The sequence below is a fragment of the Priestia sp. LL-8 genome (assembly GCF_036227845.1).
Taxonomy (GTDB): domain Bacteria; phylum Bacillota; class Bacilli; order Bacillales; family Bacillaceae_H; genus Priestia; species Priestia zanthoxyli.
In genome coordinates this window covers 2,740,519-2,765,243 of the sequence record NZ_JAZAQH010000001.1, presented here as the reverse complement: position 1 = coordinate 2,765,243, position 24,725 = coordinate 2,740,519, and the positions used below count along the sequence as shown (strand labels likewise).

Annotated in this window: 29 protein-coding genes and 1 other annotated feature; of the genes, 27 read left to right on the top strand and 2 right to left on the bottom strand. The window is 39.3% G+C overall.

Annotated elements, in window-relative coordinates; translation table 11 throughout:
* Positions 1-65 precede the first annotated feature (65 nt).
* The 15 genes from U9R83_RS14010 (at position 66) to U9R83_RS13940 (ending at position 11,110) form a co-directional block, all read left to right on the top strand.
* Positions 66-377, top strand: a complete 312-nt coding sequence (locus U9R83_RS14010) for a hypothetical protein (RefSeq protein ID WP_014459656.1) — start codon at positions 66-68, stop codon at positions 375-377.
* A 178-nt stretch (positions 378-555) separates the two neighbouring features.
* Positions 556-1,248: a glycoside hydrolase family 25 protein gene (locus tag U9R83_RS14005; protein WP_208733465.1), complete on the top strand. Its 693-nt coding sequence runs from the start codon at positions 556-558 to the stop codon at positions 1,246-1,248.
* A 33-nt stretch (positions 1,249-1,281) separates the two neighbouring features.
* Positions 1,282-1,608: a nucleoside triphosphate pyrophosphohydrolase gene (locus tag U9R83_RS14000; RefSeq protein WP_115654166.1), complete on the top strand. Its 327-nt coding sequence runs from the start codon at positions 1,282-1,284 to the stop codon at positions 1,606-1,608.
* A 174-nt stretch (positions 1,609-1,782) separates the two neighbouring features.
* Entirely contained in the window at positions 1,783-2,727 is a 945-nt protein-coding gene (locus U9R83_RS13995) for a sugar-binding transcriptional regulator (RefSeq protein WP_026106623.1), read from the top strand.
* A gap of 5 nt (positions 2,728-2,732) precedes the next feature.
* Complete coding sequence (locus U9R83_RS13990; RefSeq protein ID WP_140451470.1) at positions 2,733-3,056, top strand: hypothetical protein; 324 nt, start codon at positions 2,733-2,735, stop codon at positions 3,054-3,056.
* Between the two features lie 182 nt (positions 3,057-3,238).
* Positions 3,239-4,540, top strand: a complete 1,302-nt coding sequence (locus U9R83_RS13985) for a pyrimidine-nucleoside phosphorylase (protein WP_014459661.1) — start codon at positions 3,239-3,241, stop codon at positions 4,538-4,540.
* A gap of 21 nt (positions 4,541-4,561) precedes the next feature.
* Entirely contained in the window at positions 4,562-5,236 is a 675-nt protein-coding gene (gene deoC, locus U9R83_RS13980; RefSeq protein WP_014459662.1) for a deoxyribose-phosphate aldolase, read from the top strand.
* Between the two features lie 59 nt (positions 5,237-5,295).
* Positions 5,296-5,694, top strand: coding sequence for a cytidine deaminase (locus U9R83_RS13975; protein WP_013057475.1), 399 nt, complete (start codon positions 5,296-5,298; stop codon positions 5,692-5,694).
* Positions 5,695-5,713: 19 nt separating this feature from the next.
* Positions 5,714-6,895: a NupC/NupG family nucleoside CNT transporter gene (locus tag U9R83_RS13970; protein WP_028412960.1), complete on the top strand. Its 1,182-nt coding sequence runs from the start codon at positions 5,714-5,716 to the stop codon at positions 6,893-6,895.
* A 148-nt stretch (positions 6,896-7,043) separates the two neighbouring features.
* The gene (locus U9R83_RS13965) at positions 7,044-7,658 is read left to right on the top strand and encodes an AmiS/UreI family transporter (protein ID WP_098196627.1); all 615 of its coding nucleotides are present in this window, start codon (positions 7,044-7,046) and stop codon (positions 7,656-7,658) included.
* A 42-nt stretch (positions 7,659-7,700) separates the two neighbouring features.
* Positions 7,701-7,945 (top strand) — a binding site (T-box leader).
* A 67-nt stretch (positions 7,946-8,012) separates the two neighbouring features.
* Positions 8,013-9,242 carry an MFS transporter gene (locus U9R83_RS13960; RefSeq protein WP_328575297.1) on the top strand — a complete coding sequence of 410 codons (1,230 nt, stop codon included), beginning with the start codon at positions 8,013-8,015 and terminating at the stop codon, positions 9,240-9,242.
* 84 nt (positions 9,243-9,326) lie between these two features.
* Positions 9,327-9,743 (top strand): DUF4275 family protein, encoded by a 417-nt coding sequence (locus U9R83_RS13955; RefSeq protein ID WP_328575455.1) that lies wholly within the window; start codon positions 9,327-9,329, stop codon positions 9,741-9,743.
* Between the two features lie 273 nt (positions 9,744-10,016).
* The gene (locus U9R83_RS13950; protein WP_028412962.1) at positions 10,017-10,364 is read left to right on the top strand and encodes a DUF805 domain-containing protein; all 348 of its coding nucleotides are present in this window, start codon (positions 10,017-10,019) and stop codon (positions 10,362-10,364) included.
* A gap of 51 nt (positions 10,365-10,415) precedes the next feature.
* Entirely contained in the window at positions 10,416-10,772 is a 357-nt protein-coding gene (locus tag U9R83_RS13945; protein ID WP_140451474.1) for a DUF805 domain-containing protein, read from the top strand.
* 200 nt (positions 10,773-10,972) lie between these two features.
* Positions 10,973-11,110 (top strand): hypothetical protein, encoded by a 138-nt coding sequence (locus U9R83_RS13940; protein ID WP_186808517.1) that lies wholly within the window; start codon positions 10,973-10,975, stop codon positions 11,108-11,110.
* A 33-nt stretch (positions 11,111-11,143) separates the two neighbouring features.
* Here U9R83_RS13940 and U9R83_RS13935 read toward each other — a convergent pair whose 3' ends face one another.
* Positions 11,144-12,220, bottom strand: coding sequence for an LLM class flavin-dependent oxidoreductase (locus tag U9R83_RS13935; protein WP_226701328.1), 1,077 nt, complete (start codon positions 12,218-12,220; stop codon positions 11,144-11,146).
* A 319-nt stretch (positions 12,221-12,539) separates the two neighbouring features.
* Between U9R83_RS13935 and U9R83_RS13930 the strand changes: the two genes are divergently transcribed.
* From U9R83_RS13930 to U9R83_RS13905, 6 genes are all read left to right on the top strand, one after another.
* A complete protein-coding gene (locus tag U9R83_RS13930; RefSeq protein ID WP_140451476.1) occupies positions 12,540-13,352 on the top strand; it encodes an amino acid ABC transporter substrate-binding protein in 813 nt (270 codons plus the stop codon).
* A 152-nt stretch (positions 13,353-13,504) separates the two neighbouring features.
* A complete protein-coding gene (locus tag U9R83_RS13925) occupies positions 13,505-14,314 on the top strand; it encodes a hypothetical protein (protein WP_014459672.1) in 810 nt (269 codons plus the stop codon).
* Positions 14,315-14,494: 180 nt separating this feature from the next.
* On the top strand, positions 14,495-15,415 hold the full coding sequence (locus U9R83_RS13920) for an NAD(P)/FAD-dependent oxidoreductase (protein ID WP_226701327.1): 921 nt from the start codon (positions 14,495-14,497) through the stop codon (positions 15,413-15,415).
* A 100-nt stretch (positions 15,416-15,515) separates the two neighbouring features.
* Positions 15,516-15,794 (top strand): hypothetical protein, encoded by a 279-nt coding sequence (locus tag U9R83_RS13915; RefSeq protein ID WP_140451478.1) that lies wholly within the window; start codon positions 15,516-15,518, stop codon positions 15,792-15,794.
* A gap of 256 nt (positions 15,795-16,050) precedes the next feature.
* Positions 16,051-17,052: a DUF3231 family protein gene (locus U9R83_RS13910; protein ID WP_014459675.1), complete on the top strand. Its 1,002-nt coding sequence runs from the start codon at positions 16,051-16,053 to the stop codon at positions 17,050-17,052.
* A 160-nt stretch (positions 17,053-17,212) separates the two neighbouring features.
* Positions 17,213-17,560, top strand: a complete 348-nt coding sequence (locus tag U9R83_RS13905; protein WP_098999501.1) for a DUF805 domain-containing protein — start codon at positions 17,213-17,215, stop codon at positions 17,558-17,560.
* Positions 17,561-17,592: 32 nt separating this feature from the next.
* Here the strand turns inward: U9R83_RS13905 and U9R83_RS13900 are convergent, their stop codons facing one another.
* Positions 17,593-18,777, bottom strand: coding sequence for an iron-containing alcohol dehydrogenase (locus U9R83_RS13900; protein ID WP_226701326.1), 1,185 nt, complete (start codon positions 18,775-18,777; stop codon positions 17,593-17,595).
* 158 nt (positions 18,778-18,935) lie between these two features.
* Between U9R83_RS13900 and U9R83_RS13895 the strand changes: the two genes are divergently transcribed.
* The 6 genes from U9R83_RS13895 to U9R83_RS13870 all read left to right on the top strand — a co-directional run bounded on the left by U9R83_RS13895 (position 18,936) and on the right by U9R83_RS13870 (position 24,725).
* Positions 18,936-20,036, top strand: a complete 1,101-nt coding sequence (locus U9R83_RS13895) for a CdaR family transcriptional regulator (protein WP_226701325.1) — start codon at positions 18,936-18,938, stop codon at positions 20,034-20,036.
* Between the two features lie 126 nt (positions 20,037-20,162).
* The gene (locus U9R83_RS13890) at positions 20,163-21,431 is read left to right on the top strand and encodes a GntP family permease (RefSeq protein ID WP_028412973.1); all 1,269 of its coding nucleotides are present in this window, start codon (positions 20,163-20,165) and stop codon (positions 21,429-21,431) included.
* 20 nt (positions 21,432-21,451) lie between these two features.
* On the top strand, positions 21,452-22,588 hold the full coding sequence (locus U9R83_RS13885) for a glycerate kinase (protein ID WP_208733371.1): 1,137 nt from the start codon (positions 21,452-21,454) through the stop codon (positions 22,586-22,588).
* A 271-nt stretch (positions 22,589-22,859) separates the two neighbouring features.
* On the top strand, positions 22,860-23,807 hold the full coding sequence (locus U9R83_RS13880) for an alpha/beta fold hydrolase (RefSeq protein WP_208733466.1): 948 nt from the start codon (positions 22,860-22,862) through the stop codon (positions 23,805-23,807).
* A gap of 167 nt (positions 23,808-23,974) precedes the next feature.
* Entirely contained in the window at positions 23,975-24,433 is a 459-nt protein-coding gene (locus tag U9R83_RS13875) for a GNAT family N-acetyltransferase (protein ID WP_243549442.1), read from the top strand.
* Positions 24,434-24,509: 76 nt separating this feature from the next.
* The gene (locus U9R83_RS13870) at positions 24,510-24,725 is read left to right on the top strand and encodes a DUF3951 domain-containing protein (RefSeq protein ID WP_208733373.1); all 216 of its coding nucleotides are present in this window, start codon (positions 24,510-24,512) and stop codon (positions 24,723-24,725) included.

The following is a 24,725-nucleotide window of genomic DNA, read 5'->3' as shown; positions in this document are numbered from 1 at the left end:
TTCATATACAAACGTTCAGAAACAAAACTTTTGTGCATACATTGAAGGCAAAGGGGGAGGATACAATGGGAAAAACAAGTCGTATATTGAAATGGGTCAGCGGAGGATTGGAGGCTCTCTGGGGGATTCCCCTCTTAGGCGGTACCTTGGTTATAAGTCTAGCCTACACGCCACTCATTCTAATGCTCGCATTGCACGTCGTAGGTTTAGTATTTGCGATTAAAACAAACAAAGTTCGGACAGGGCATATCATGGGAATTGTCTGTTCTGCTATTGCGTGGATTCCAATTGTCGGCATGATCATGCATATCTTAACGGCTATTTTCTTACTGATAGAAGCAGCCAAAGATAACGAGCCATCTGAAGACGCAGTATAAAAGAAAAGCCGCCTGATTTTTAGGTGGTTTTTTTGTATTTAATGCCACAGACTTGGAGGCTATATTATTTTGGGAAATCCTTTTTATGTTAGAATATTAGAAGTATTTTCTAAAAAAGGGGGTAAACACAATAGACAAAGCAAATCAAAAGAACAAAAGATTTCTTGCCGCAGGAGTTATATTAGTCGCTCTTGTAAGCTTTATATTTTTACTATGGAGTAAAGGCTGGGTAATTCCAAATGCAATGAGTGCCAACCGCTATGAAGTAAAAGGTGTGGACGTATCTTCTTATCAAGGGGAGATTGTTTGGAATGTGTTGAGTAAACAAGATATTCAGTTTGCTTTTATTAAAGCAACGGAAGGGAGTTCATTTCAAGATCCTTTATTTAAACAAAATTGGGCACAAGCAAATCGCAAAAGCATGCGGATCGGAGCTTATCACTTTTTTAGTTACGATAGTAAAGGCTCCACACAAGCGGCTAATTTTATCAAAACGGTTTCTCTTAAAGATAACGATCTGCCTCCCGTGATTGATGTTGAATTTTACGGAGACAAAAAACAAAACCTTCCGTCTCAGAAACATGTATACAAGGAGCTTTCTAGTATGATTACACGTCTTGAATCTCATTATGACAAGCGCGTTATTCTTTATACGACGCCTAAAGCGTATGACTTGTACATTAAAAACAGATATCCCGGATGTGATATTTGGATTCGCGACGTTGTGAAAAAGCCAACTCTTGAAGAACAGCGAGAATGGACGTTTTGGCAGTATACGGACAAAGGGCGGTTAAGCGGCTATAAAGGTGAAGAAACGTTTATTGATTTAAATGTGTTTAACGGAAACCAAGCAGAATTTGAAAAATACTAGTTTACTAGAAAGATAAGAGAGGGAGGTAAAGCGATGCCTACTTATAACAAGCTAGTGCGAGATAAAATTCCCACAATTATTGAACAAAGTGGAAACACCTTCAAATCACGCGTGCTGCAGCGAGATGAGTATCAAAATGAGCTGAAGAAAAAGGCAAAAGAAGAGCTTCAAGAATACATAGAAGCCCAAACGCATCAAGATGCCATTGAAGAACTCGCAGATTTACTAGAAGTTATGCACGCGCTAGCAGCTGTACACGGGGCAACGCCCAAACAGCTGGAGAAAGTGCGTGAGGAGAAGGCCAAGAAGCGCGGGAAGTTTGATGATCGGATTTATTTAGTGGAAACGGAAGAAGTGTAGACCCGTGTTTTGTTATCTTAAATTGGTCACCGTCATTCCTTAGTATTTCTCTTTTCATCTCAGTTACAAAATCCCCTCTTGAAATTTTGTTCACCAAACAAGTAAACTAAAGACATAAGTTTGGTAAAATTGGGATAAGAAATTCATGAGGTAAGGGAGAACAAGTCGATGGAGATGGATCAAGAGAAATTTAATAAGGTGATTGAAGCGGCAAGGATGTATTATATTCTTGATTATAATCAAAGTGAAATTGCAAAAAAACTTGGTGTATCAAGGCCTACGGTTTCTCGATTGCTGCAGACAGCAAAAGAAGAAGGCATTGTTCAAATTAAAATTGTGGATTCATCTATCAATAGTGAAAAATTGTCTTCTCAGCTTGAACAAAAATTCAATCTAAAAAAAGCAATCGTCACACCGGTGCCTCAATATGAAAATCACATTATTAAAAGTCATCTAGGCGTGGCAGCAGCTGACTATCTCTATGACATCGTAAAAGATGGAGATATTATTGGGGTGACGTGGGGAACAACTCTTTATCAAGTGGCCATCGATTTAAAACAAAAGTATGTGAATGACGTGCAGGTTGTGCAGTTAAAAGGCGGAGTAAGCCATTCGGAAACGAGCACGTATGCTTCTGAAATTATGTACTTATTTGGAAAGGCATACAATACGCCTCCTATGCATCTTCCGTTGCCTGTGATTGTTGATCACGTGGTAGTCAAAAAAGCAATGGAAACAGACCGTCATATTAAGCGCATTTTAGATTTAGGCAAGCAAGCCAACATTGCCGTGTTTACTACGGGCCCCATTAAAACGGATTCGCTGCTTTTTCAGCTTGGCTACTTTTCCGAGCAAGATGTAGAGATGATTTCCTCGCGAGCAGTAGGAGACATTTGTTCACGCTTTTTTGATAAGGATGGACAAATTTGCAATGAAAGCCTGGATGAACGGACGCTTGGACTTGATTTGGAGGAGCTGAAGAAGAAAGAGTACGCCATTTTAGTAGCTGGCGGGGATCAGAAAATCGACAGCATTTACGGAGCGCTGCAAGGGAAATTTGCAAATGTACTCGTTACTGATCAGTTCACGGCGCGCTTTTTATTAGATAAACAAGAGTAAAGGAGATGAAGACGCTGTTTTTTCAAGAGCAAAAGCTTCATCGAATTGAAATAGTAGAAGATATTGTATCTTATTCCGTGTCGTCTCTGCAGGCACAGCGAAACCGGTATCCTTTTCAAGGGGACGTTTCAAAAGACGGAGTGATTGCCAAAGGAACCACGGGCTATATCATTAAACGGTGGGGAAGAATGTATTTTTCTCCTGATGCTAATCAAAAAGGAATTGAACAATTTACACCCCCTGATCAGCCATATGTATTAATTCCTTATAAAAAGGTAAAGAATAAGTACAGAATCGTATTGTCATTTGTGATAAAAGCTGAAAAATAAGGGAAGACTTCCGAGTGCGGAAGTCTTTTTTTATTCACTAAAACAGCGGCTATAAATATTTTTGAACAAATGTAAATATATCTGTTTACAATTGTTCAAAGCTATTATATAGTAAGGGTGTAAGTTGTTGAAAACGTTTTAGTGGATGCACAATATGCAGATACTTTTAGGGGGAAAACGTCATGAGAATGGTTGACTTAATTGAAAAAAAACGTAATGGACATGAATTAAATAAAGCAGAAATCGATTTTATTATCGAAGGTTATACAAAAGGGGATTTACCTGATTATCAGCTATCGGCATTTGCGATGGCGATTTACTTTCAAGGAATGACGCAGGAAGAACGCGTAAATTTAACGCAAGCAATGGTTGAATCAGGCGATCAAATTGACTTATCAAAAATTGAAGGTATTAAAGTAGACAAACACAGCACAGGCGGCGTAGGTGATACAACAACACTTGTATTAGGTCCTTTAGTAGCTGCGGTTGATGTACCGGTTGCCAAAATGTCTGGCCGCGGCTTAGGACACACTGGCGGTACGATTGATAAACTAGAAGCAGTGCCTGGCTTCCACGTTGAAATTACAAACGAAGAATTCATTCGTTTAGTAAATACAAATAAAATTGCCGTTATCGGTCAAAGCGGAGACTTAACGCCAGCGGATAAAAAACTTTATGCGCTTCGTGATGTAACAGCAACGGTTGATTCGATTCCGTTAATTGCAAGCTCAATTATGAGTAAGAAAATTGCGGCTGGAGCAGATGCCATTTGCTTGGACGTGAAAACGGGGAACGGCGCATTCATGAAGAAGCTTGAAGACGCTGAAGAATTAGCAAAAGCAATGGTTGAAATCGGAAAAGGCGTAGGCCGAAACACAAAAGCAATCATTTCAGATATGAGCCAGCCTCTAGGTTTTGCGGTTGGTAATGCGCTTGAAGTGAAAGAAGCAATCGACACGTTAAAAGGCGAAGGCCCTGAAGATTTAACGGAGCTTTGCTTAACATTAGGAAGTCATATGGTTGTACTTGCTGAAAAAGCAAGCAGCTTAGACGAAGCGCGTGCAATGCTTCAAGAAGTAATTAAGAACGGAAAAGCATTAGAATCATTTAAAACATTCTTAAGCGCACAGAGCGGAGACGCTTCTGTGGCAGACGATCCGTCTAAATTACCGGATGCAGCGCACAAAATTGAAGTGCCAGCAAAAGAAGATGGCTACATTTCAGAAATCGTTGCAGAAAAAATTGGCGTAGCAGCAATGAAGCTAGGTGCAGGACGTGCAACAAAAGAATCTGAAATCGACTTAGCAGTTGGTATCATGCTTAATAAAAAAGTTGGAGACCAAGTGAAAAAAGGCGACTCTCTTGTTACAATCCACAGCAACAGCGAAGATGTACAAGAAGTGATGGATATCGTTTATGATTCTTACAGCACGGTCGCTGAAAAAGTAGAAGCTCCAACGTTAATTTATAAAGAAATTCATTAAGAAAGAGAGAGGAAGAACAAAATGAGTCAAAACATTACGGGTATTATTGATCATACATTATTAAAAGCAGATGCAACAGAAGAGCAAGTTACGGTTTTAGCACAAGAAGCAAAAGAATATTCATTCGCTTCAGTTTGCGTAAATCCAACGTGGGTAAAAAAAGCAGCTGAGTTATTAAAAGATGCTCCAGAAGTAAAAGTGTGTACGGTAATCGGTTTCCCTCTTGGAGCTACGACTTCAGCAGTAAAAGCATTCGAAACAACAAATGCAATCGAAAACGGTGCAGATGAAGTAGATATGGTGATCAACATCGGCGCGTTAAAAGATAAAAACTATGACTTAGTGCAAAGCGACATTCAAGCAGTAGTAGATGCTGCAAAAGGAAAAGCGCTAGTAAAAGTAATTATTGAAACAGCTCTTTTAACTGACGAAGAAAAAGCAAAAGTTTCTGAGCTAGCTGTAAAAGCTGGAGCTGATTTTGTTAAAACGTCAACGGGCTTCTCAACAGGAGGCGCAACGGTAGAAGACGTAGCGCTTATGAGAAAAACGGTTGGACCGGATGTAGGTGTAAAAGCTTCTGGCGGCGTTCGCGGCTTAGAAGATGCAAAAGCAATGATTGAAGCAGGTGCAACACGTATTGGTGCAAGCTCTGGCGTATCAATTGCAAAAGGTCAATTAAGCAACTCTGATTATTAATAAATGACAGCAGGTTAGTACTAACTAACCTGCTGTAAACTAAGCAAAGGATGATGACGGTGGAGCCAAAACAATTAATAGATGAAGCAATCGCAGCAAGCAAACAAGCACATGTACCGTATTCTCACTTCCATGTTGGTGCAGCTCTTTTAACAACCGATGGGAAGATTTATCGTGGATGCAATATTGAAAACGCTTCCTATGGATTGACGAACTGTGCTGAGCGAACGGCTATTTTTAAAGCTGTTTCAGAAGGGGACAAGCAGTTTTCAGCTATTGCAGTTGTAGGAGATACGGACGGCCCAATTTCTCCTTGCGGCGCATGCAGACAAGTATTAGCTGAGTTCTGTGATGATCACACACAAATTATCTTAGCAAACCTAAAAGGAGATTTTGTGATTACAAACATTAACGAAATCTTACCAGGCTATTTTTCATCAAAAGACTTACAAAAATAAGTAAGCAGTGGAGGATACTATGAAATATTTAATTGGCATCTTAGGATTACTCGTTGTCTTTGGATTAGCGTATCTTGCAAGTAATAACCGTAAAGAAATCAAATATAGACCAATCGTTATTATGGTTGTGATTCAGCTTCTTTTATCAGCTTTACTTCTAAACACGAAGTTTGGCTTGATTATTATTAATGCGATTGCCAGCGTTTTTGGAAAGCTGCTTTCATACGCAAATGAAGGCGTAGAGTTCGTATTTGGCGGAATCGCGAATAAAGGATCAATGCCGTTTTTCTTAAACGTGCTGCTTCCAATCGTTTTTATCTCTGTCTTAATCGGGATTTTGCAGCACTTTAAAATTCTTCCGTTCATTATGAAATGGATTGGGTTGGTTCTCAGTAAGATTAACGGAATGGGAAAATTAGAGTCTTATAACGCAGTAGCTTCTGCCATTGTAGGTCAGTCAGAAGTATTTATTACCGTTAAAAAGCAACTAGACAAACTGCCGCCAAACCGTTTATATACGCTTTGTGCATCAGCTATGTCGACTGTTTCAATGTCTATTGTCGGTGCTTATATGACAATGATTGAACCAAAATACGTGGTAACAGCAATTGTGATTAACTTATTTGGCGGATTTATTATTTCTTCTATCATTAACCCTTACACAGTAACGGATCAAGAAGATATTTTAGAAGTACAAACTGGTCATAAGCAAACGTTCTTCGAAATGCTTGGCGAATATATTATGGATGGATTTAAAGTAGCAATTATCGTAGGTGCGATGCTAATTGGTTTCGTTGCGCTGATGGCTGCGATTGATAACGTGTTTGAAATGTTATTTGGTCTGTCGTTCCAGCATCTGCTTGGCTATGTGTTTGCACCGTTTGCATTCATCATGGGTGTTCCTGCTTCAGAAGTTGTGGCAGCGGGTGGAATTATGGCAACAAAGCTTGTAACAAATGAATTTGTGGCAATGATGAGTCTTTCAGATATGGCTTCAACATTCAGTGCTAAAACACTTGGAATTGTATCCGTATTCTTAGTATCATTTGCTAACTTCTCATCAATTGGAATCGTGTCAGGAGCGGTTAAAGGCTTAAGTGAAAAGCAAGGAAATACAGTAGCGCGCTTTGGTCTTCGTTTACTGTATGGAGCTACGCTTGTAAGCGTATTGTCAGCGATTGTTGTCAGCTTCATTTTATAAGTGTAATAGAAACAGAAAGAAAAGCAGTTTCCTTTTCAAAAGGAATTGCTTTTTCTTTTTTACATGTAAACCGTAACTCCGCACATCCTAAAGAAAAACATCGACACAGAGGAGGACAAGAAAAGCTGGGGGCTTTTCTTACTGAAAAATGGATCAAATTGGACTATTGCTGTCAGGTGCAGCTTTATTTTTAAACGGACTGATGCTGCTTGGAAAAGCAGATGAAAAAAATGTAGGCGTATTTAACCTATTTGTTGGAGCTTTTCAAGTTATTGCTCCGTTTTATTTAATTATTACGTCAGACCAAAGCAACTGGATTTTATATGAAAGAACGGCAATCTTTTTATTTGGCCTCACGTATTTATATGTAGGCGTGACGGTATTAAAAGGAATGCAGGGAACGGGGCTGGGCTATTATTCACTTTGGGTATCGATTATCGCTTTAGTGTACGTTACGGTTTCTCTTGTTCACTATCATGACGTAGTGAATGCCATTACATGGATTCTTTGGTCGTTTTTATGGTTTTTATTTTATGTGCTTAATACGAGCAAAAAAGATGTATCTGCATATGTAGGGAAAGTGGCGATTGTACAGTCTTGGGTGACCTTAACAATCCCAGCGCTGTTTTCGCTAACGGGCGTATGGGGAAATAAAGATATGTACAATATGTGGGGAATTGTGTTGGTAGCTTCCATCATTTATTTTGTATACGTAGGATATCGACTATTCTTTTCTCAGCCGAAAAAAATGATTTTGAAATAAAGTATTTACAAAAAATAGATAATAATGGTAAGATGTTAGAAATTAAATGCCGTGAAGAGAAAAGTAGACAGCGCGTATTCTTAGCAGAGAGCTCCGGAAGCTGAAAAGGAGCAAGAAAAACGCTGTTGAAACAAGCCTCTGAGCAGCGCATTGGATCTAACGTGATAGTGCGACGGCTGCTTCCGTTACAAAGCTAGAGTATAAGCGAAAGCCGTACTCGATAAGGTTTATATGGCGACATATGAACAAACTAGGGTGGCACCGCGATTTATAATCTCGCCCCTAAGACAGATGTCTTGGGGGTGGGATTTTTTTATTGGCAAAAATCAATAATGAAGCGGAGGCCTTTCTTTTATGAAAAATAAGCTGTTGTCTTGGAAATACCCGTGTTTATTGCTGTTTGGAATTGGCACTAGCAATATCGGCGACTGGATTTATTTAATTGCTTTAAATGTCATGATGCTTGATATGACGAATTCGCCGCTTGCGGTTTCAGGACTATACATGATAAAGCCGCTTGCTGCGCTCTGTACAAATATATGGTCTGGAAGCTTAATTGACCGCATGAACAAACGGAAGCTGATGATGTTTTTAGATTGGATGCGCGCCGGAATTATTGTTTGCCTTCCGTTTTTCTCATCCATCCTTATCATTTATGTGCTGGTATTTATCATCAGTATGGCAAGTTCGATGTTTCGTCCGACATCGATGGTCTATATCACAAAGCTTATTCCAATTGAAAAGCGAAAAAGATTTAATTCACTGCGCAGTTTGATTGACTCAGGAGGCTTTCTTCTTGGTCCGGCTGCAGCCGGTGCGTTATTTATGATTGGAACGCCTGCGTTTGCTATCTATGCCAATGCTGCAGCGCTCGTGGTGTCAGGAATGGTTACTTTATTAATGCCGAACTTAGATATAAAAACAGAAGCTAAAGAAAATAAACTCTCTGTAAACACAATTGGAGAAGATTGGAAAGCGGTGTTTCGTTTCAGTAGAGCTAACAGATATATTATGACCATTTATGTATTATTCAGTTTCTTAATGGTCATGGCCACGGCAATTGATTCACTTGAAGTTTCATTTGCAACAAAAGTCATTCATTTGTCCGAAAGTGAATACGGATTTTTATTAAGCGTAGCAGGCGCTGGCATTATGATTGGCGCAGTTATTAATACACTGTTTGCTAAGAAGCTGTCCACGAACTTTCTAATAGGTGCCGGCAGTGTAGGAGTATCGCTTGGCTATTTGCTGTATGCGTGTTCGTCTTCTTTTCAAACTATTGGAGCGGGATTTTTTAGCTTATCTTTTGCGTTAGCTTTTGCAAGTGCTGGTTTTCAAACCTTTTATCAAAACAGCATTCCCGTTGACATGATGGGGAGAGTAGGAAGTATCTATGGGCTGCTTGAGTCACTGCTAATTATTATTATGACCTTCCTATGCGGAATGGCTGCACACATTGTTTCAATTCAAGGAGCTGTAATTGGTGGAAGCCTGGTTATGCTTTTAAGTACGGTTGTACTGTTTTTGTGCACGTTAAAGCCGGCGTTTTATAAAATAAGTTTAGTTAAAAAAGAAGGAATCTAACGCATAGGTACTAATGGACAAATAAGCTAAGAAGCCGATAAAAAGAAATGAATACAGAATAAAGGATGAGAAAGCATAGTGAAAATGAAAGATGCGTTAAAGAAAAAAGGAATGTTTGTTAAAAAATTACCGAATCAAGGTGAGCTCTTTCGAAAGCGGTGGGAACATGAATTTGCAAGTGCTTTAAGCGCATCGCAAAAAAAGAAAATTTATATGGATGAATTTTTGTGGCATGCGTTTAGCTATGAAAAGCTTCCTTGCTTGCAAGGAGAACAAGCGATCCAAACGTTTGAGCACCAAGTTAAGAACGACTGTTATTTGTTATTTGAGCATGATGAACGAGTGCTGCAGCTATCTAAATGTAAGCATTTATCAACCACTGATTTGAGTGGAAATACAAATATGTATTTAGAAGATTTATATGTGGTGGATAAAGATTTTACGTGGACTTATGTGATCACGCATGAAAGTTCATGTGGACCTTACTTTTACCGAACATAAGTAAAGATAGCGTCTGCCGTGTTTATTGACACGGCAGTTTTTTTGTTATAAAAGAACATTTTATTAATTAAAAGTAATTATAGTAATAAAATGGTTTTTATTATGGGGTATTTGGGTATTTATTACTAACTATTATCCAGCTCTCTCCTATATCTATATTACCATTTGGGATTTTTTCAAAAAATAGGATATGAAAATAATTTTTTGTATGCTAAGGTAATTACTGCTAGTAAGCTTGTCTTACAAAATTCGGTTTAAAAAGGAGGTTTTTGTATGAAATGGTATTTACATGTGCTAAAAAATTATGCAACGTTTCAAGGAAGAGCAACGCGTAAAGAGTATTGGATGTTTGTCTTATTTAATTTTATTATATGGTGTGTGCTTTCAGCTATTGAACTTATAACAGATATGCCTCCGTTTTTGCGTATAGTTTATCTTGTTGCAGTCTTCATTCCATCTCTTGCTGTGACGGCGCGCCGACTGCATGACATAGGAAGAAGCGGTTGGTGGCAGCTCATTACTATTATTCCGATTGCCGGAAGTATTTGTCTATTAATTCTTCTTTGTCTAAGAAGTGAGTCGCAGTTAAACCGTTTTGATGTACCTAATAAAGTTGCGTAGGACTTAAACGGTTAGGTAGTTTAATTTAATAAACAAAGAGAGGGTTTAAAAATGTACTGGTATATAAAAGCGTTAAAAAATTATGCGACGTTTCGAGGAAGAGCAACGCGTACGGAGTATTGGCTGTTTACATTATTTGCTTATATCTTTATGATCATTCCATATATCTTGGTTTTTATCGATTCACTTGCAGTATTTGGAGTTATTTTAGTATTACTTTATGGAGCAGCAATGATTCTGCCTTCACTTGCAGTTACTGTTCGCCGACTGCATGATACAGGAAGAAGCGGCTGGTGGTATTTAATTAACTTTGTTCCAGTTATCGGAGGCATTTGGCTGCTCATCTTACTTTGTCAAAGAAGCGAAGTAACAGCCAATATTTACGACACAGACACGCAGGCTTCTTAACCAGAGTAGTTTATTAGTTTAAAAAGTTAGTAAACTAAACGTGCGAATTGTTTCTAATTAAAAAGAGGTTGGGACAAAAGTAATTTAGTTGAAGGGAAATCCGAACTAATTGAGATTCTTGATAGAGAATCCAATTAGTTCGGATTTTTTCATAGTGTGATGGTGAACGTAAATTTTATGTATGTAGATTCTTCTAGCAGTTGATTGGAGGGCAAGGCGAAGACTCCTGCGGGAAAAGCGGGAGAGATGAGACCCCGCAGGAGCACAAGCGACGAGGAGGCTCAGCGCCCGCCCGCGGAAAGCGAAGCCTTGCACGGAAATCAACGGCGGTGTCATAAGCGGTTCAGCTCATGTATCTGATTTGTTCGTCTTTAGATTGGACTGATTTCATTATGTCTCAATCTCTTTTTTTCATTTTCCCATACGCTGCTGGGAATTTCTTTTCGAAGAACAGGTGCAATATCACTTGCAAAGCGCTCTAGCTGTTCGCGCTGTTCTGCTTCGCTTAGACCTTCTACGCTGATGCTCAGCACTTCGTTTCCATAAGCATGGTGATAATCTATTATTTTTTTAATGATTTGCTCCGTGCTTCCTACTAAAGCAGGACCGTGTTGAACGATATCTTCTAGTGACGTGAACGGCGATTGATTATGTTTCGCTGCCTCTGTATTGCTAAACGCGTTATAGTACGGGCGATAGCGGCGAATCGCTTCTTCCGTTGTATTAGAAATATATAGGCTGCTTGCCCCTGAACCGACTATGGCCCTGCTTGGGTCATGACCATAATAAGCAAAACGTTCGCGGTAATGGTCAATCAGCGCTTTATATTTAGCCTGAGGGTGAAAAGAATTGGATGAAAATAGAGGCTCTCCGTATTTAGCTGCAAGTTCTGTAGACAGCGGGCTTGACGCGCTTCCATGCCAAACAGGAATAGAAGGTTGAAACGGGCGAGGCTGAGTCGTAACGTTTGTTAAAGGCGGACGATAACGGCCGCTCCACGTGACATTTTCTTCTGTCCAAAGCTGTTTCAAAAGAGCGTATCTTTCAGCAAGAGATTCCCACTGTTCTTCTTCTGTAATGCCAAAAAGCGGATAATGACGCGGGTCATTGCCTTTTCCGATAATCAGTTCAAGACGGCCACCCGACAGGTGATCGAGGGTGGCATAATCTTCAGCTACTCGTACAGGGTCTAAAATGCTTAGAACGGTAACGGTAGTAATGAGACGAATATGTGACGTTTTAGCAGCGATTGCACTTAAAACAACGGGAGGAGAAGAAGACAAAAAAGGAGCTCCGTGTCTTTCGCCGACTCCGTAAGCATCAAAACCTAATTTTTCTGCCAGTACTGCTTGATTTAACACATGCTGAAATTTTTCTTGAGCAGTTAATGTTTTTCCAGTAACCGGGTTTGGAATGTTTTGAATAAGGCTAAATAAAGCAAATTTCATACGTTTTACCTCCAAAAGATAAAATGGTGGACGACAATAAAAAAAGCAAACGTACACTCATTATCGTGTCCATTTGCCTCCAGTTGACTGGTAGATATGCAGTTCCATTGTTTTATTAGTTGTATCTTAAGCGGTAGGCGCCGAGCTGTCAAGATAATCTTTTCTGAAAACCTACTTGATTTATCGGTTAACTAGTATTATGATGTGAATAATCTTACACGAAGTAAGCCCACTGGTTAACCAGAGGCTCTTGATGAAGCAGGTGCTTTATCAAGAGCCTCTTTTTATTACATAACATAAGGATTCAGGGGAGGAACGTATGAAAAAATATTGGCTGTTTTTACTTTCAATTGTAGTAGCTGTGAGCGTGGCAGGATGCGGAAAAAACGTATCTTCAAGTGCAGGAGAAAAGGAAGAAAAAGATGTTCAAACGATTGTTGTTGGAACGGGCACTCAGTTTCCTAACATTTGCTTTATTGATGATAAAGGTAAACTGACCGGCTATGATGTAGAAGTAGTAAGAGCGATTGATAAGGAGTTAAAGAATTATAAATTTGAATTTAAAACGATGGAATTTTCAAATCTGCTTCTCAGCTTAGAAAGTAATAAAATTGATATGATTGCTCATAACATGGCTCAGAACGCTGAGCGAAAGAAAAAGTTTTTATTTAATGATGAAACATATAATTATTCTCCGCTTTATGTAACGCTCCCTAAAACACGAGATGATATTCATTCCTTAAAAGATTTAGAAGGTAAAAAAATGATTGTAGGAGCTACAAGCAATGCGGCTGTCTATCTAGACAAATACAATCAAAAACATGGTAATAAAATCGATGTAGTTTACGCTGGTCAAGGTGCTGATGATGCCACAACTCAATTAAAAACAGGCCGGGCAGATGCTACGCTTGCGACACCATTTTCCATCGACTTTAGTAATCAAGCGCTGAAATTTCAGCAAAAAACGGTTGGAGATATTGTGATTAATTCAAAAGTGTATTTTATGTTTAACAAAAAAGACGAAAAGTTAAAGTCGGAAGTCGACCAAGCGATTAAAAAGCTGAAAAAAGACGGTACGCTAAAAAAACTCAGCACAAAATGGCTAGGAGAAGACTATACGGTGCAAAATTGACTATAGCAAAAAAAGCAGCTGACCATACAGCTGCTTTTTTTGCATGATATAAATTCAATAGATAGAAGAAACGATCTGCAAAGAAAACAAAAATTAGTGTATAGTAGAGCTATAAGTACTATAAAAGCAGGACCGCAGTAGGAGGCAATTCATTGATTACGGATTTACAGCGCGGAGATTTCTTTCAAAAAGGACATCGTTATCGCAGAAAACAAATTCATAAGCTTTATAAAGGACAAGAACAAAGCGAAATATCAACGCCAAAAGCGCATCCATATATTTTTATTTTCACAAAAGAAAGCGGAAGTGAATACGGAACAGGACACGGATGGAATAGAGATAAAACCTCTTTTTTCTATACGGGAGAAGGTCAAAGAGGATCCATGCAGCTCATTAAAGGCAACAAGGCGCTTCGTGAACATTTTTTATCAGGAAAAGCCGTTTACCTGTTTCACTATGTGGAGCCGGGAGTAGTCGAGTTTATTGATGAAGTGACGTATATTAATCATCAATTAGAAATTATGTGGGATTCAGACGGAGAGCTGCGTGAAGCGATTATTTTTGAACTTGAACCAAATCCTGTGATTGAGGAAAAAGCAGCAAAGCTGGATGTTTCAGCTTATTCAACTGAACAGCTTCGTCATATAACGTTAGGGAAAGAAAAAAAGGCAAGTGTTTATGAACAAACGGCAGCTCTTAAACAATATGTTCATAAACGAGCGGCAGGTATCTGTGAAGCCTGCGGAGAAAGCGCGCCGTTTATCGCAAAAGATGGAAGCTCCTTTTTACAAATGTACTATCTTTCAAAGCTGTCAGAGGGCGGACTTGCTAAGCCAAAGGACGCTGCTGCACTGTGTCCCAACTGTCATAGCCGTCTACGCTACGGGAAAGATAGTGAAGTATATAAAGAAGAGCTTATCATTAAAATTAACAAAAAAGAAGCAGGGGAGAAAAATGAGTAATATCACTTCTCCTATTTTCTAAAAAACCGTCTCTAGACAGTACAACTGCCGAGGCGGTTTTTTGTATGTAGAATGACTTCAAAAAATAAAGACAATAAAGCGTATAAAAATAATAGAAAAACAGATAATGAAAAACTGAAGCTTTCGTTTAGAAAATAGTAAAAGCTGGGGTGATGTGCTGTGGCAGACAAGTATGATTGCGTCATTGTTGGCGGAGGAATTGCAGGACTTCAAGCCGCTATTCAGCTTGGAAGATATAAGCGCAACGTGTTAGTTATTGATTCAAACGATGGACGTTCCAATCTCTGCAAAAATTATCAAAATATATTGGCATGGCCTGAGGGAATAAGCGGGCAAACTCTAAGAGAAATGGGAAGGCAGCAAGCAAAAAGCTACGGCATTCAATTTGCAGAAGAACGTGTCCTTCAGTGTGAAAAAGAAATAGAAGGGTTTAACGTCATTACAAACTCTGCGAACTACGAAGCAGCTACTTTACTGTTTGCGACGGGAGTAGTAGACCGGATTCCGCCTGAACTTCAGCAAGAGCTATATCCTTGTATGGGAAAAACCGTATATGTATGTCCCGACTGCGATGGGTATGAAGTAAATAATAGAAGGGTATTAGTACTAGGGTCAGGAAAAGCAGGAGCCAGTTTATCTCTTACGTTAACATATTGGACAAATGACATTACGTACATTAATCATGACAAAAAAGAGATTGGACCTTTAGCAGATACCTTGATGCAAAAGGGAATTACCTATAAAGAAGCGGCAATAAAAAAAATCATAGCTGAAGCAGAAATGTTAAAAGGAGTCATCCTCGAAAACAATGAAATCGTCTATGGTGAAAGAGGTTTTTTAGCGTTCGGAGGAAATAAAGTTCGAACAGAATTAGCGCATGAGCTCGGAGCAGAACTTCTAGAAAATCAGCACATTATCGTAAATCCGCGTACAAAAGAAACCAATGTTTCAAACGTGTGGGCAGCAGGAGATATTGTGGCGCACTCTGAACAAGCGGCGGTAGCGATGGGTGAAGGTTTGCAAGCAGCCATTTGGATACATAAACGACTGCTGGAGCAAGAGGGACAAAATAATTTTTAATAAAAATAGAAACAACATGTTTCATTTACTTTTATTAGGGAAATGGAAATAAAAGAGAGATAAAGAATGATTAAAAACAAGGAGAAGGAGTGTCAAAAAAGTGGTATATAGTCAAGCAGTAAGAAAGCCTGAGTTTCAACAAGCGGAATCGGAAGGGTTAAATGAAGCCATTCACGAGTACATAACTCGTCGTACACGTCACAATGCACCGGTTGTGGATGCGCTTCGATATATTATGACCATTGAACATAAACATGAACGTATGCAGATAGCGGCAGAGCTGTTCGGATCAGCTATTCAGCGTGTAAAAGATCAAGATATTATTCAATATCTAAAAAAGTGCGGAAGCTACAGAAGAATTTCTGATACGACGGAATAAAACCGTTTTCTTTGAAAAAGCGCCTTTAATGGAAAGGGGCTTTTTTTGTTTCCTGCATTTAAAAGCGAAGGCAAATACATAGAATTCTTCCAGTTTGTGCATAGTAAATGAAGCAGAATTAATTGAGGAAGAGACAGAGTTTTGTATCTGACTACGTGAATGAACATTAAAGTAGAATACAATCTTCATTTGTACAGATACCCACTCTTGAATAAATAAAGCTATACGTATGTAGCCCTAGCAGGAGGTTTAGTATATGAGTCAAGAAATACCGTTAAGTTCAAGTGAAATTGCTACTCTTTGGATGACCTATCAGCAAAAGACAATGATTCAAAGAATTTTAGAATATTTTATTGCCCAGGCAGAAGATGACAAGGCGAAAGAAATTATGCAAGATACGTATACCCAAGTGGTGAACTACATTGAAGATATCAAAATAATTTTAAAGAATGAAGGGGCTGCCATACCGGTTGGATATACAGAAAAAGACGTAAATGTTGGCGTTTCTAAGCTCTATGATAAAATGTTTGATATTATGTTTCTTCGCCTTTTAAAAGAAATTAGTATGGGATTACATACGCTGCATTTAACGATGTCCTACAGAAAAGACATCATTCGTTTTTATAAAGAGCTTACCGCTTTCACGCAAGATGTGTACGACAAATGTGTAGATTATCTTCAGGAAAAAAACGTGCTTCCAAGACCTCCAGCTGTTTCAGTACCTAAAACAGCGAAGTTTGCTGAAGGCACAGATTACATGAACGGAATCCATTTATTTTCGAGTAAACGTACATTAAATACTGTAGAGGTAGCACATATTTATTACGCTATCGAAAGCAACGTTCTTGGCATGCAAATGATTACAGGGTTCGCTCAAGTAGCAAGTGAGCCTGAAGTAAAGAAGTATTTTATAAAAGGAAAAGAGCTGGCTAAAAAAGTTGTAAGTAATTATAGCAAGATTCTTTTGGAGAGCGATATTCAGACGCCTGCTACTTGGGGAGCGAAAGCGACAGAATCAAAAGTAGCACCTTTTTCAGATAAACTGATGATGTACTGCGTGAGTTTATTCTGCAGTTTCGGGCTGGGGAGCAACGCTTTAGGCACTGCGTTTAGTTTGCGTGGAGATCTTCCCCTTACTCTTGTCAGTACGGCAAAAGACATTTTAACATACGGGCAAGACGGGGGAAAAATCATGGCCAAAAACGGATGGCTTGAGGAACCGCCAAGTATGGAAGACCGAAATGATTTGATTAAATAGAAAGATTATAATACATCAAGAAAACTTCTTTTTTTAAAAGAAGTTTTTTCTTTTGGATAAAAATGTCGTTATTTGTTCATTTAACGGTTTGTTTTTTGAATAAAAAGGATATATAAACTATAAATTTACAATTATATGATAAAAAAGGAGGATTTTGCAGATGAAATGGTACATAAAGGTGTTAAAAAATTACGGGGTATTTTCTGGTCGAGCAAGCCGAACTGAATACTGGATGTTTGTGTTAGTTAACTTTGTTATTTCGTGTATTCTTTCGTTCCTTCAGTTCGTTATTGATAAGCCTCTTTTTCTGCCGGTTATCTATTCGTTATTGGTTGCAGTCCCATCGTTAGCGGTAGGAGCAAGAAGACTCCACGATACGGGAAAAAGCGGATGGTGGCAGCTTATTACATTGGTTCCACTTATCGGCGGTATTTGGCTAATTGTGTTATTCTGCCAGCCTAGCGATCCAAAAGAAAATCGTTTTGGTACAACGGCCAAAGCAGCATAAATAGAACTCCCCCTTATATAAGGGGGAGTTTTTTAGTGCACAGGTTCCACTATAGCTCCATCATAAGCCGATTGGTAAATGGCTCGTATGTCTTTTTCATGAAGAGGTAAAGGACTGCGAGCAAGAATTCGTTTTTGCTGGACGCCATCTTCTGTCAGCCTTTGAAGGGCACTTTCTGGAATATCAAATCCGCGAAGGGTTTGAGGAATGCCGACGTCTTTAACAAGTGACTGCAGTTGTTTTACACACTGATAAGAAGCTTTCTCTTCTGATAAAGAAGTAGCGTTTCCGCCTAGTGCTTCAAAAATATCCCGCATCTTTGTCACGCAGCTGCTGCGGATATAGCCCATAACGTATGGAAGCAGTACGGCGTTTGATTCACCGTGAGAAATATGAAACTGACCGCCTAATGGATAAGCAAGCGCATGAACACCAGCAACACCGGCGTTAAAAAAAGCAAGACCTGCTAAATAGCTTCCGTAGCTCATCTGAGTTCGCGCTTCTTTATCTTCGCCATCTTCTACAGCTGTTCTTAAAGAAGAGCTGATCATGCGTATAGCCTTTAGGGCTAAGGCGTCCGTTACTGGATTTGCATTTACCGATACATAAGCTTCAACGGCATGAGTTAATGCATCAATCCCTGTAGCCGCCGTTACTTTAGAAGGAACGCTCAGCGTAAGCTCGGGATCTACAATGGCGGCGTCCGCAAGCAAATGGTCGTGGGTCACGACGTCTTTGCTGCTTTCAAGAGATAATACAGAAATATTCGTTACTTCTGAGCCTGTGCCGGAGGTCGTAGGAATTAAAATTTTTGGAAGCCCTTTTTCCGTAATTTGTTTCGTGCCAGTTAAGTTCAAATATTCTTCTACAGCTCCGTCATGAACGGCTAAAACGGCCGTAAGCTTTGCTAAATCTAATGCGCTACCGCCGCCAACGCCAATGACTAAATCATATTTTCGGCTTTTTGCGTAAGATACGAGTTTTTCACCAAGCGCTAAGGGCGGCTCTGGTGCCGTATCTGCGTATACATCTACTTCGTATCCATTTTGGATAAGAGGAGCACTCACTTTATCGACAAGTCCAATGTCTTTTAACACGGGATCTGTGACGATTAAAATATGAGCAGGGTCATATTTTTTTACTTCCGGAAGCAGTTGCTGAAGTGATCCCCATCCTGTATAGCTAAGAGGGGTAAAAACTAGTTTTGACACAGTCATTCTTTTATCCTCCTATAGGCACTGTTTTGTTGGCGGTTTCAAAGATGTGGTTTTGCTTCTACGTATATTATAATGAAGTATCGCAAATTTTTCATTGAATGCAAATTAGCCGTCACGAAAAAATTGAGCTTTACTTAACAGAGGCAAAGGATGGGGAAATGTTGAGATACGTAACAAAAGAATTAGCTCAGAAAATTGTTTGTAGAACGATGGAAATTATTGATTGCAACATTAACGTGATGAACGAAAAAGGAGTCATTATTGGTTCTGGTGACAAAAAGCGAATGGACCAAATTCACGAAGGAGCGCTAATGGTATTAAAAAGCGGCAGTTCTTACGAAATTACTCAGCAGCAGGCTGACACGCTGCGTGGAGCCAAACCGGGCGTGAATTTGCCTATTTTCTTTAATGGAGAAATTGTTGGGGTTGTAGGATTAACAGGACTGCCAGATCAGATTCGTAATTACGGAAAGCTCGTGCGCATGGCGGCTGAAATGATTTTTCAAGAAATGATTTTAATAGAGGAAATTCAGTGGGATGAACGATTAAAAGAAGAGCTGGTTCATCAGCTTCTTCAACAAGAAGAGCCGCTTGATTCCTTATTTTTTGAACGAGCGAATCGGTTTAATATTAACTTATACCTTCCAAGAATGGCACTAATTATTAAAACTGAAAATCGCCATGAAGTTATGAAGGTTGTAAAGAAATACATAGCTAATAATGATTTATACGCTATGCTTCCAGACGGAGTAGTCATATTAAAATCTATAGAAGCGGGCAGCGCCAGTAGCTATGCTGAACAGCTGGAAAAGCAGCTTCGTGCGTCTGTTTGTCCTTATAAGTTATCTGCAGGATCTGTTCAAGCTGATTTTAAAGGCCTTCATACATCGTATCAGCAGGCAAAAGATACGCTTTCGGTTGGTTCAAAGCTTCATCAAGAAGCTGATTTCTACTGCTATTCGGATTATCAAATTCCAGTACTGTTACGTCAACGCGCCGGTTTTCAAGAAAATCATGATTTGTTGCAATACTATGAAAAGCTTAAGGAATATGATAAGAAAAAAGAGCTTATCGAAACGTTAACGATCTACATAGAAGAAAATGGCGAAGGAAGCACGGCAGCTAAAAAGCTTTTTATTCATCGAAATACGCTAAGCTACCGTTTAGATAAAATTCAAGATATCACGGGAAAAGATCCAAGGAAAGTAAAAGATCTTTTCGAACTGTATGTAGCGCTACTGCTATCTAAAATTTCATAATTGTGCACGTGCATAAAAGATCTTGCGATAGCAAGGTCTTTTTCTGTTGAAGTGACTAATGAAAGAATATTAGATAGCGCTTACAATTTACTTTAGGGACAGGAGAAACAAGAAAGGGGATGCTTTATGGACGTTCAAGTAAGCGCATTAGGCGCTATTTGTGCATTAGTAATTGCTATTATATTAATCTTAAAGAAAGTGGCTCCAGCATACGGAATGATAGCCGGAGCTTTAATTGGAGGACTGATTGGCGGAGTTAATATCGCTGATACCGTTAATTTAATGATTGAAGGAGCGCAAGGCATCATTCCTGCAGTGCTGCGAATTCTTGCAGCTGGGGTATTGGCCGGGGTATTAATAGAATCAGGTGCTGCAGCGGTTATAGCAGAAACCATCGTAAAAAAACTAGGTGAAACAAAAGCGCTTTTAGCTCTAGCGCTAGCTACACTTATTCTTACGACAGTAGGCGTGTTTGTTGATGTAGCGGTTATCACAGTGGCGCCTATTGCTTTAGCTATTGCTAAACGTACGGGTATGTCAAAGCCAGCTATTTTATTAGCAATGATTGGAGGGGGAAAGGCAGGGAATTTAATGTCTCCTAATCCTAACGCTATTGCTGCTTCAGATGCATTTAATATTCCGCTTACATCCGTGATGGCTGCAGGAATCATTCCCGCTGTATTTGGCGTAGCGGCCACTTATCTAGTAGCCAAACGATTAGTGAAAAAAGGAACAATGGTTCAAGCTGAAGAAATAGATACAGTGGATGCAAGCAGCTTGCCGCTGTTTTTAACGGCTATCATAGCACCTATTGTTACCATCGTGCTGCTGGCGCTGCGTCCGCTTTTTGATCTTAATGTTGATCCGATGGTTGCACTTCCTGCAGGAGGGATTGTTGGTGCCATTGTGATGAAAAAAGGAAAACAGCTTAATACATACGCTATTTCAGGTTTAGGGAAAATGTCAGGTGTAGCCATTATGCTGCTTGGAACAGGGACATTGGCAGGAATCATTGCTAACTCTCAGTTAAAAGACGTGATTATTCAAGGCTTGTCTGCCATTGGATTGCCAGCTTATGTTTTAGCTCCGGTTTCAGGTATTTTTATGTCAGCCGCAACCGCTTCGACAACTGCAGGAACAGCAGTCGCAAGCCAAGTTTTTGGCTCGACGATTTTAGAGCTAGGCGTTTCTGCTTTAGCCGGGGCTGCTATGGTTCATGCCGGAGCAACCGTACTTGATCACCTTCCGCACGGAAGCTTTTTCCACGCAACGGGCGGAAGTGTAAATATGAAAATAAAAGAACGTTTAAAATTAATCCCTTACGAATCGCTTATTGGACTCATTATGGCAATTGTATCCACGCTTATATTTGGTGTATTAAAGCTATACGGGTAAAAACAAAAAGGAGTGTTTCTATGAAAATTGTGATTGCACCGGATTCATTTAAAGAAAGCTTAACGGGTTTGCGCGTTTGTGAAGCGGTTGAAAAAGGAATAAAAGCTCATTTTCCTAACGCGGAGATTAGTAAAGTACCTATGGCAGATGGAGGAGAAGGAACCGTTCAGTCGCTTGTAGACGCAACGGGTGGAGAGATTATACAAACGCGAGTAACCGGACCTTTAGGGAAAGAGGTGGAAGCTTTTTACGGAATTCTTGGAGACGGCAACACGGCTGTTATTGAAATGGCGGCCGCTTCAGGTCTTCATCATGTCTCTGTCGATAAACGAAATCCGCTTATCACAACAACGCGAGGAACCGGCGAGCTCATTCTTAAAGCGTTAGATCATAAAGTGAAGCATATCATTATTGGCATTGGAGGAAGTGCTACAAATGATGGAGGAGCCGGTATGGCAAAAGCTTTAGGGGCAAAGCTTCTTGATGCTAACGGAGCAGAAATAAAAGAAGGAGGCGGCAGCTTAGATCAGTTAACTGCTATTGATCTGACAAACTTGGATTCCAGGCTTGCTGAAGTCAAAGTAGAAGTGGCGTGCGACGTAGACAATCCGTTAACAGGTGAAACCGGAGCATCCGCCGTATTTGGGCCTCAAAAAGGCGCAACTTCTGATATGGTTAGACAGCTTGACCGTAATCTAGCTCATTACGCAGCGGTTATTGAAAAAGAAATGGATATTCATATTCAGAACGTCCCTGGTGCCGGAGCGGCAGGAGGACTAGGAGGCGGCCTGCTGGCATTTTTATCTGCGGAGTTAAAGCCAGGTGTAGACATCGTCATTAAAGCAACTGAGCTAGAAAGCTATATTAAAAATGCCGATCTTGTCATTACCGGTGAAGGAAGAATAGATGGACAAACCATTTACGGAAAAACACCCATTGGCGTAGCCAAAACAGCAAAAAAGCATAGCGTTCCGGTGATAGCGATAGCAGGGAGCATTGGAGCAGGAAGCGAAGCTGTGTATGAACATGGTATTTCGGCTTTATTTAGCGTCGTGCCCGGAGCGGTCGATCTGTCAGAAGCGCTGGAAAAAGCGGGTGAAAACATTGAACGAACGGCTAAAAACGTAGCGTCAGTTATACGCTTAGGCATCAAGTGAAGAAGTTACAGTTTTTATTGTTCTCTTTTTAATAAATAGTAAAAGGTCTCTTTCATCAGAAGAGGCCTTTTTTTCGTTTAGTGCTGAAGTAAGCTGCTATCATTCTTTTAAATTTTATATAGGAAATAGAACTAAACGTTTTCTGAAGCGTCATAGTAAGTAAGCAGTTACAAAGATTCGCTAGCATGCTCGTCGGCTTACTAACTGCTACTTACGGAAAGGAGAAGTAAACGTGCAAAAAAAGTTTAGGTTCTTGAGAATTCTACGAAACATGATAGTAGCTATTTTAGGGATATGCATGATTTGGGTTGTAACGAATCAAGTTATAACGGCGGTAGAAAAGAAAAAGTACCCGCCTATTGGTCAATTAGTAGAGGTTAATGGCAGAGATATTCATGTATATACAAAAGGTAAAGGGGAAAATACAATTGTACTACTAACCGGCCTAGGAACGACTGCGCCTGCACTGGATTTTGAACCGTTAGTAAATGAACTGTCGAAGGATAATAAAGTTGTGGTAGTAGAACCATTTGGATACGGATGGAGTGACACTACGAATAAAAAACGTACGGTAGAAAATAGTGTAAGTGAAATGAGAGAAGCTTTGCAAAAATCGGATATAAAGGGTCCGTATATATTAATGCCGCACTCAGTTTCTGGCGTGTACAGCATGTATTACGCTAATAAATATCCAGATGAAGTAAAAGCAATTATTGGAATAGACCCTACGTTACCAAAAGCGCTGGATTATTTTAAAGAAGAAACGCCGAATATACCAAGTTTGATGAGTGTTTTAGCGCCAAGTGGAGTTGCTCGCTTAGCCCTGCTTACTAGTCCTAATCAGTATCTACCGCTAGCCGAAGAAGGAACGTATACAGCAAAAAATTTAAAAATGACAAAAGCAATCTCCAGCTGGAAAGGCTACAACAAAAACGTCATTGATGAAGCAAAAGAACTGAACAACAATATAAATAAAACTCTCGATATGTCGTTTCCTTCAAAAATGCCCGTAATGATTTTTACTAGAAAAATAGATAAAGAAGCAAAAGAAGGAAAATCGAATATCACGTTTTATCAAGATCAATTAAGTCACGTATCGTCGCAAAAACTAGTTGTTTTACAAGGTCATCACTATTTACACTGGACGAAGTACAGAGAAATGAGCAAATATGTGAATGATTTTATAGATACATCTATTAATTCAAGTACAAGGAAATAAAGTTGATTTAAGAAAAGGAGTCCGAACATTGGATCTCCTTTTTCTAGTACAGTGAAGAACGATAACTAATTTATTCGTTCTATGTATATAAATGTTATAATTAACCAATAACTGGAATTTTTTGTGTATAAGTGAATTTTAAGAAAGTTGATAGGAAAAGGAGTAACATGATGAAAAGTCAAGTTCGTTTACTAAGGGATAAAGAATTAGAAGAAGCAGCAATCATCTATACAAATGTTTTTAGTGGGTCACCGTGGAATGAGCCTTGGAGTATAAACACTGCTTATGCTCGTCTATACAATATCAGTAAAACTCCAGGTTACATAGGGATAGGTTTCTTTCATAGTGAAAATAATAAACTCATAGGATTTATAGTAGGAAATGAAGAACAGTGGGCGAACTATAAGACGTTTTATGTAAATGAAATTTGTGTGTTAAGCAAGACTCAGCAAACTGGCATAGGAACGAGTCTTTTATCTTTCCTTAACGAGTTACTTATAAAAAAAGAAGTGAAAGAAGTCTATGTGTCTACTGAAAGAGGCCAAGGCAAACCAGAACGTTTCTTTGAAAAGAACGGTTTTGTTACTCATGAATCTCGTATACTGATGACAGTAAATGTAGATTAAATATAAGTGAATGAATGTAGGGTATCCGCTTTGTTATTTTAAGAGGAAGGGTTCATAAAGCAGGAGGAAATAATCTATGATTTTTTCGCTACTAGTTTTAGCCGCTATTTTAATGGTGAGTATTCCGTTGATGATTATTATGATTAAAACGGTGTGGCATCGAAAGCTTCCCCGTAATTACTATACGCCGTTTGATTATCTTGCTGCACAAACAGAAGAAGAGTTTCATGAAGAGCAAAATGAACGAGAACTAGAAGAAAAAGAAGGAGATGTTGCAAACAGAAAGAGCTAA

Bases quoted from the DNA above. Each gene is read 5' to 3' on its own strand.
- U9R83_RS14010 (WP_014459656.1), top strand. From the start codon at position 66: ATGGGAAAAACAAGTCGTATATTGAAATGGGTCAGCGGAGGATTGGAG.
- U9R83_RS14000 (WP_115654166.1), top strand. From the start codon at position 1,282: ATGCCTACTTATAACAAGCTAGTGCGAGATAAAATTCCCACAATTATT.
- U9R83_RS13995 (WP_026106623.1), top strand. From the start codon at position 1,783: ATGGATCAAGAGAAATTTAATAAGGTGATTGAAGCGGCAAGGATGTAT.
- U9R83_RS13990 (WP_140451470.1), top strand. From the start codon at position 2,733: ATGAAGACGCTGTTTTTTCAAGAGCAAAAGCTTCATCGAATTGAAATA.
- U9R83_RS13985 (WP_014459661.1), top strand. From the start codon at position 3,239: ATGAGAATGGTTGACTTAATTGAAAAAAAACGTAATGGACATGAATTA.
- deoC (WP_014459662.1), top strand. From the start codon at position 4,562: ATGAGTCAAAACATTACGGGTATTATTGATCATACATTATTAAAAGCA.
- U9R83_RS13970 (WP_028412960.1), top strand. From the start codon at position 5,714: ATGAAATATTTAATTGGCATCTTAGGATTACTCGTTGTCTTTGGATTA.
- U9R83_RS13965 (WP_098196627.1), top strand. From the start codon at position 7,044: ATGGATCAAATTGGACTATTGCTGTCAGGTGCAGCTTTATTTTTAAAC.
- U9R83_RS13960 (WP_328575297.1), top strand. From the start codon at position 8,013: ATGAAAAATAAGCTGTTGTCTTGGAAATACCCGTGTTTATTGCTGTTT.
- U9R83_RS13955 (WP_328575455.1), top strand. From the start codon at position 9,327: ATGAAAGATGCGTTAAAGAAAAAAGGAATGTTTGTTAAAAAATTACCG.
- U9R83_RS13950 (WP_028412962.1), top strand. From the start codon at position 10,017: ATGAAATGGTATTTACATGTGCTAAAAAATTATGCAACGTTTCAAGGA.
- U9R83_RS13945 (WP_140451474.1), top strand. From the start codon at position 10,416: ATGTACTGGTATATAAAAGCGTTAAAAAATTATGCGACGTTTCGAGGA.
- U9R83_RS13935 (WP_226701328.1), bottom strand. From the start codon at position 12,220: ATGAAATTTGCTTTATTTAGCCTTATTCAAAACATTCCAAACCCGGTT.
- U9R83_RS13930 (WP_140451476.1), top strand. From the start codon at position 12,540: ATGAAAAAATATTGGCTGTTTTTACTTTCAATTGTAGTAGCTGTGAGC.
- U9R83_RS13910 (WP_014459675.1), top strand. From the start codon at position 16,051: ATGAGTCAAGAAATACCGTTAAGTTCAAGTGAAATTGCTACTCTTTGG.
- U9R83_RS13905 (WP_098999501.1), top strand. From the start codon at position 17,213: ATGAAATGGTACATAAAGGTGTTAAAAAATTACGGGGTATTTTCTGGT.
- U9R83_RS13900 (WP_226701326.1), bottom strand. From the start codon at position 18,777: ATGACTGTGTCAAAACTAGTTTTTACCCCTCTTAGCTATACAGGATGG.
- U9R83_RS13895 (WP_226701325.1), top strand. From the start codon at position 18,936: ATGTTGAGATACGTAACAAAAGAATTAGCTCAGAAAATTGTTTGTAGA.
- U9R83_RS13890 (WP_028412973.1), top strand. From the start codon at position 20,163: ATGGACGTTCAAGTAAGCGCATTAGGCGCTATTTGTGCATTAGTAATT.
- U9R83_RS13885 (WP_208733371.1), top strand. From the start codon at position 21,452: ATGAAAATTGTGATTGCACCGGATTCATTTAAAGAAAGCTTAACGGGT.
- U9R83_RS13880 (WP_208733466.1), top strand. From the start codon at position 22,860: ATGATAGTAGCTATTTTAGGGATATGCATGATTTGGGTTGTAACGAAT.
- U9R83_RS13875 (WP_243549442.1), top strand. From the start codon at position 23,975: ATGATGAAAAGTCAAGTTCGTTTACTAAGGGATAAAGAATTAGAAGAA.
- U9R83_RS13870 (WP_208733373.1), top strand. From the start codon at position 24,510: ATGATTTTTTCGCTACTAGTTTTAGCCGCTATTTTAATGGTGAGTATT.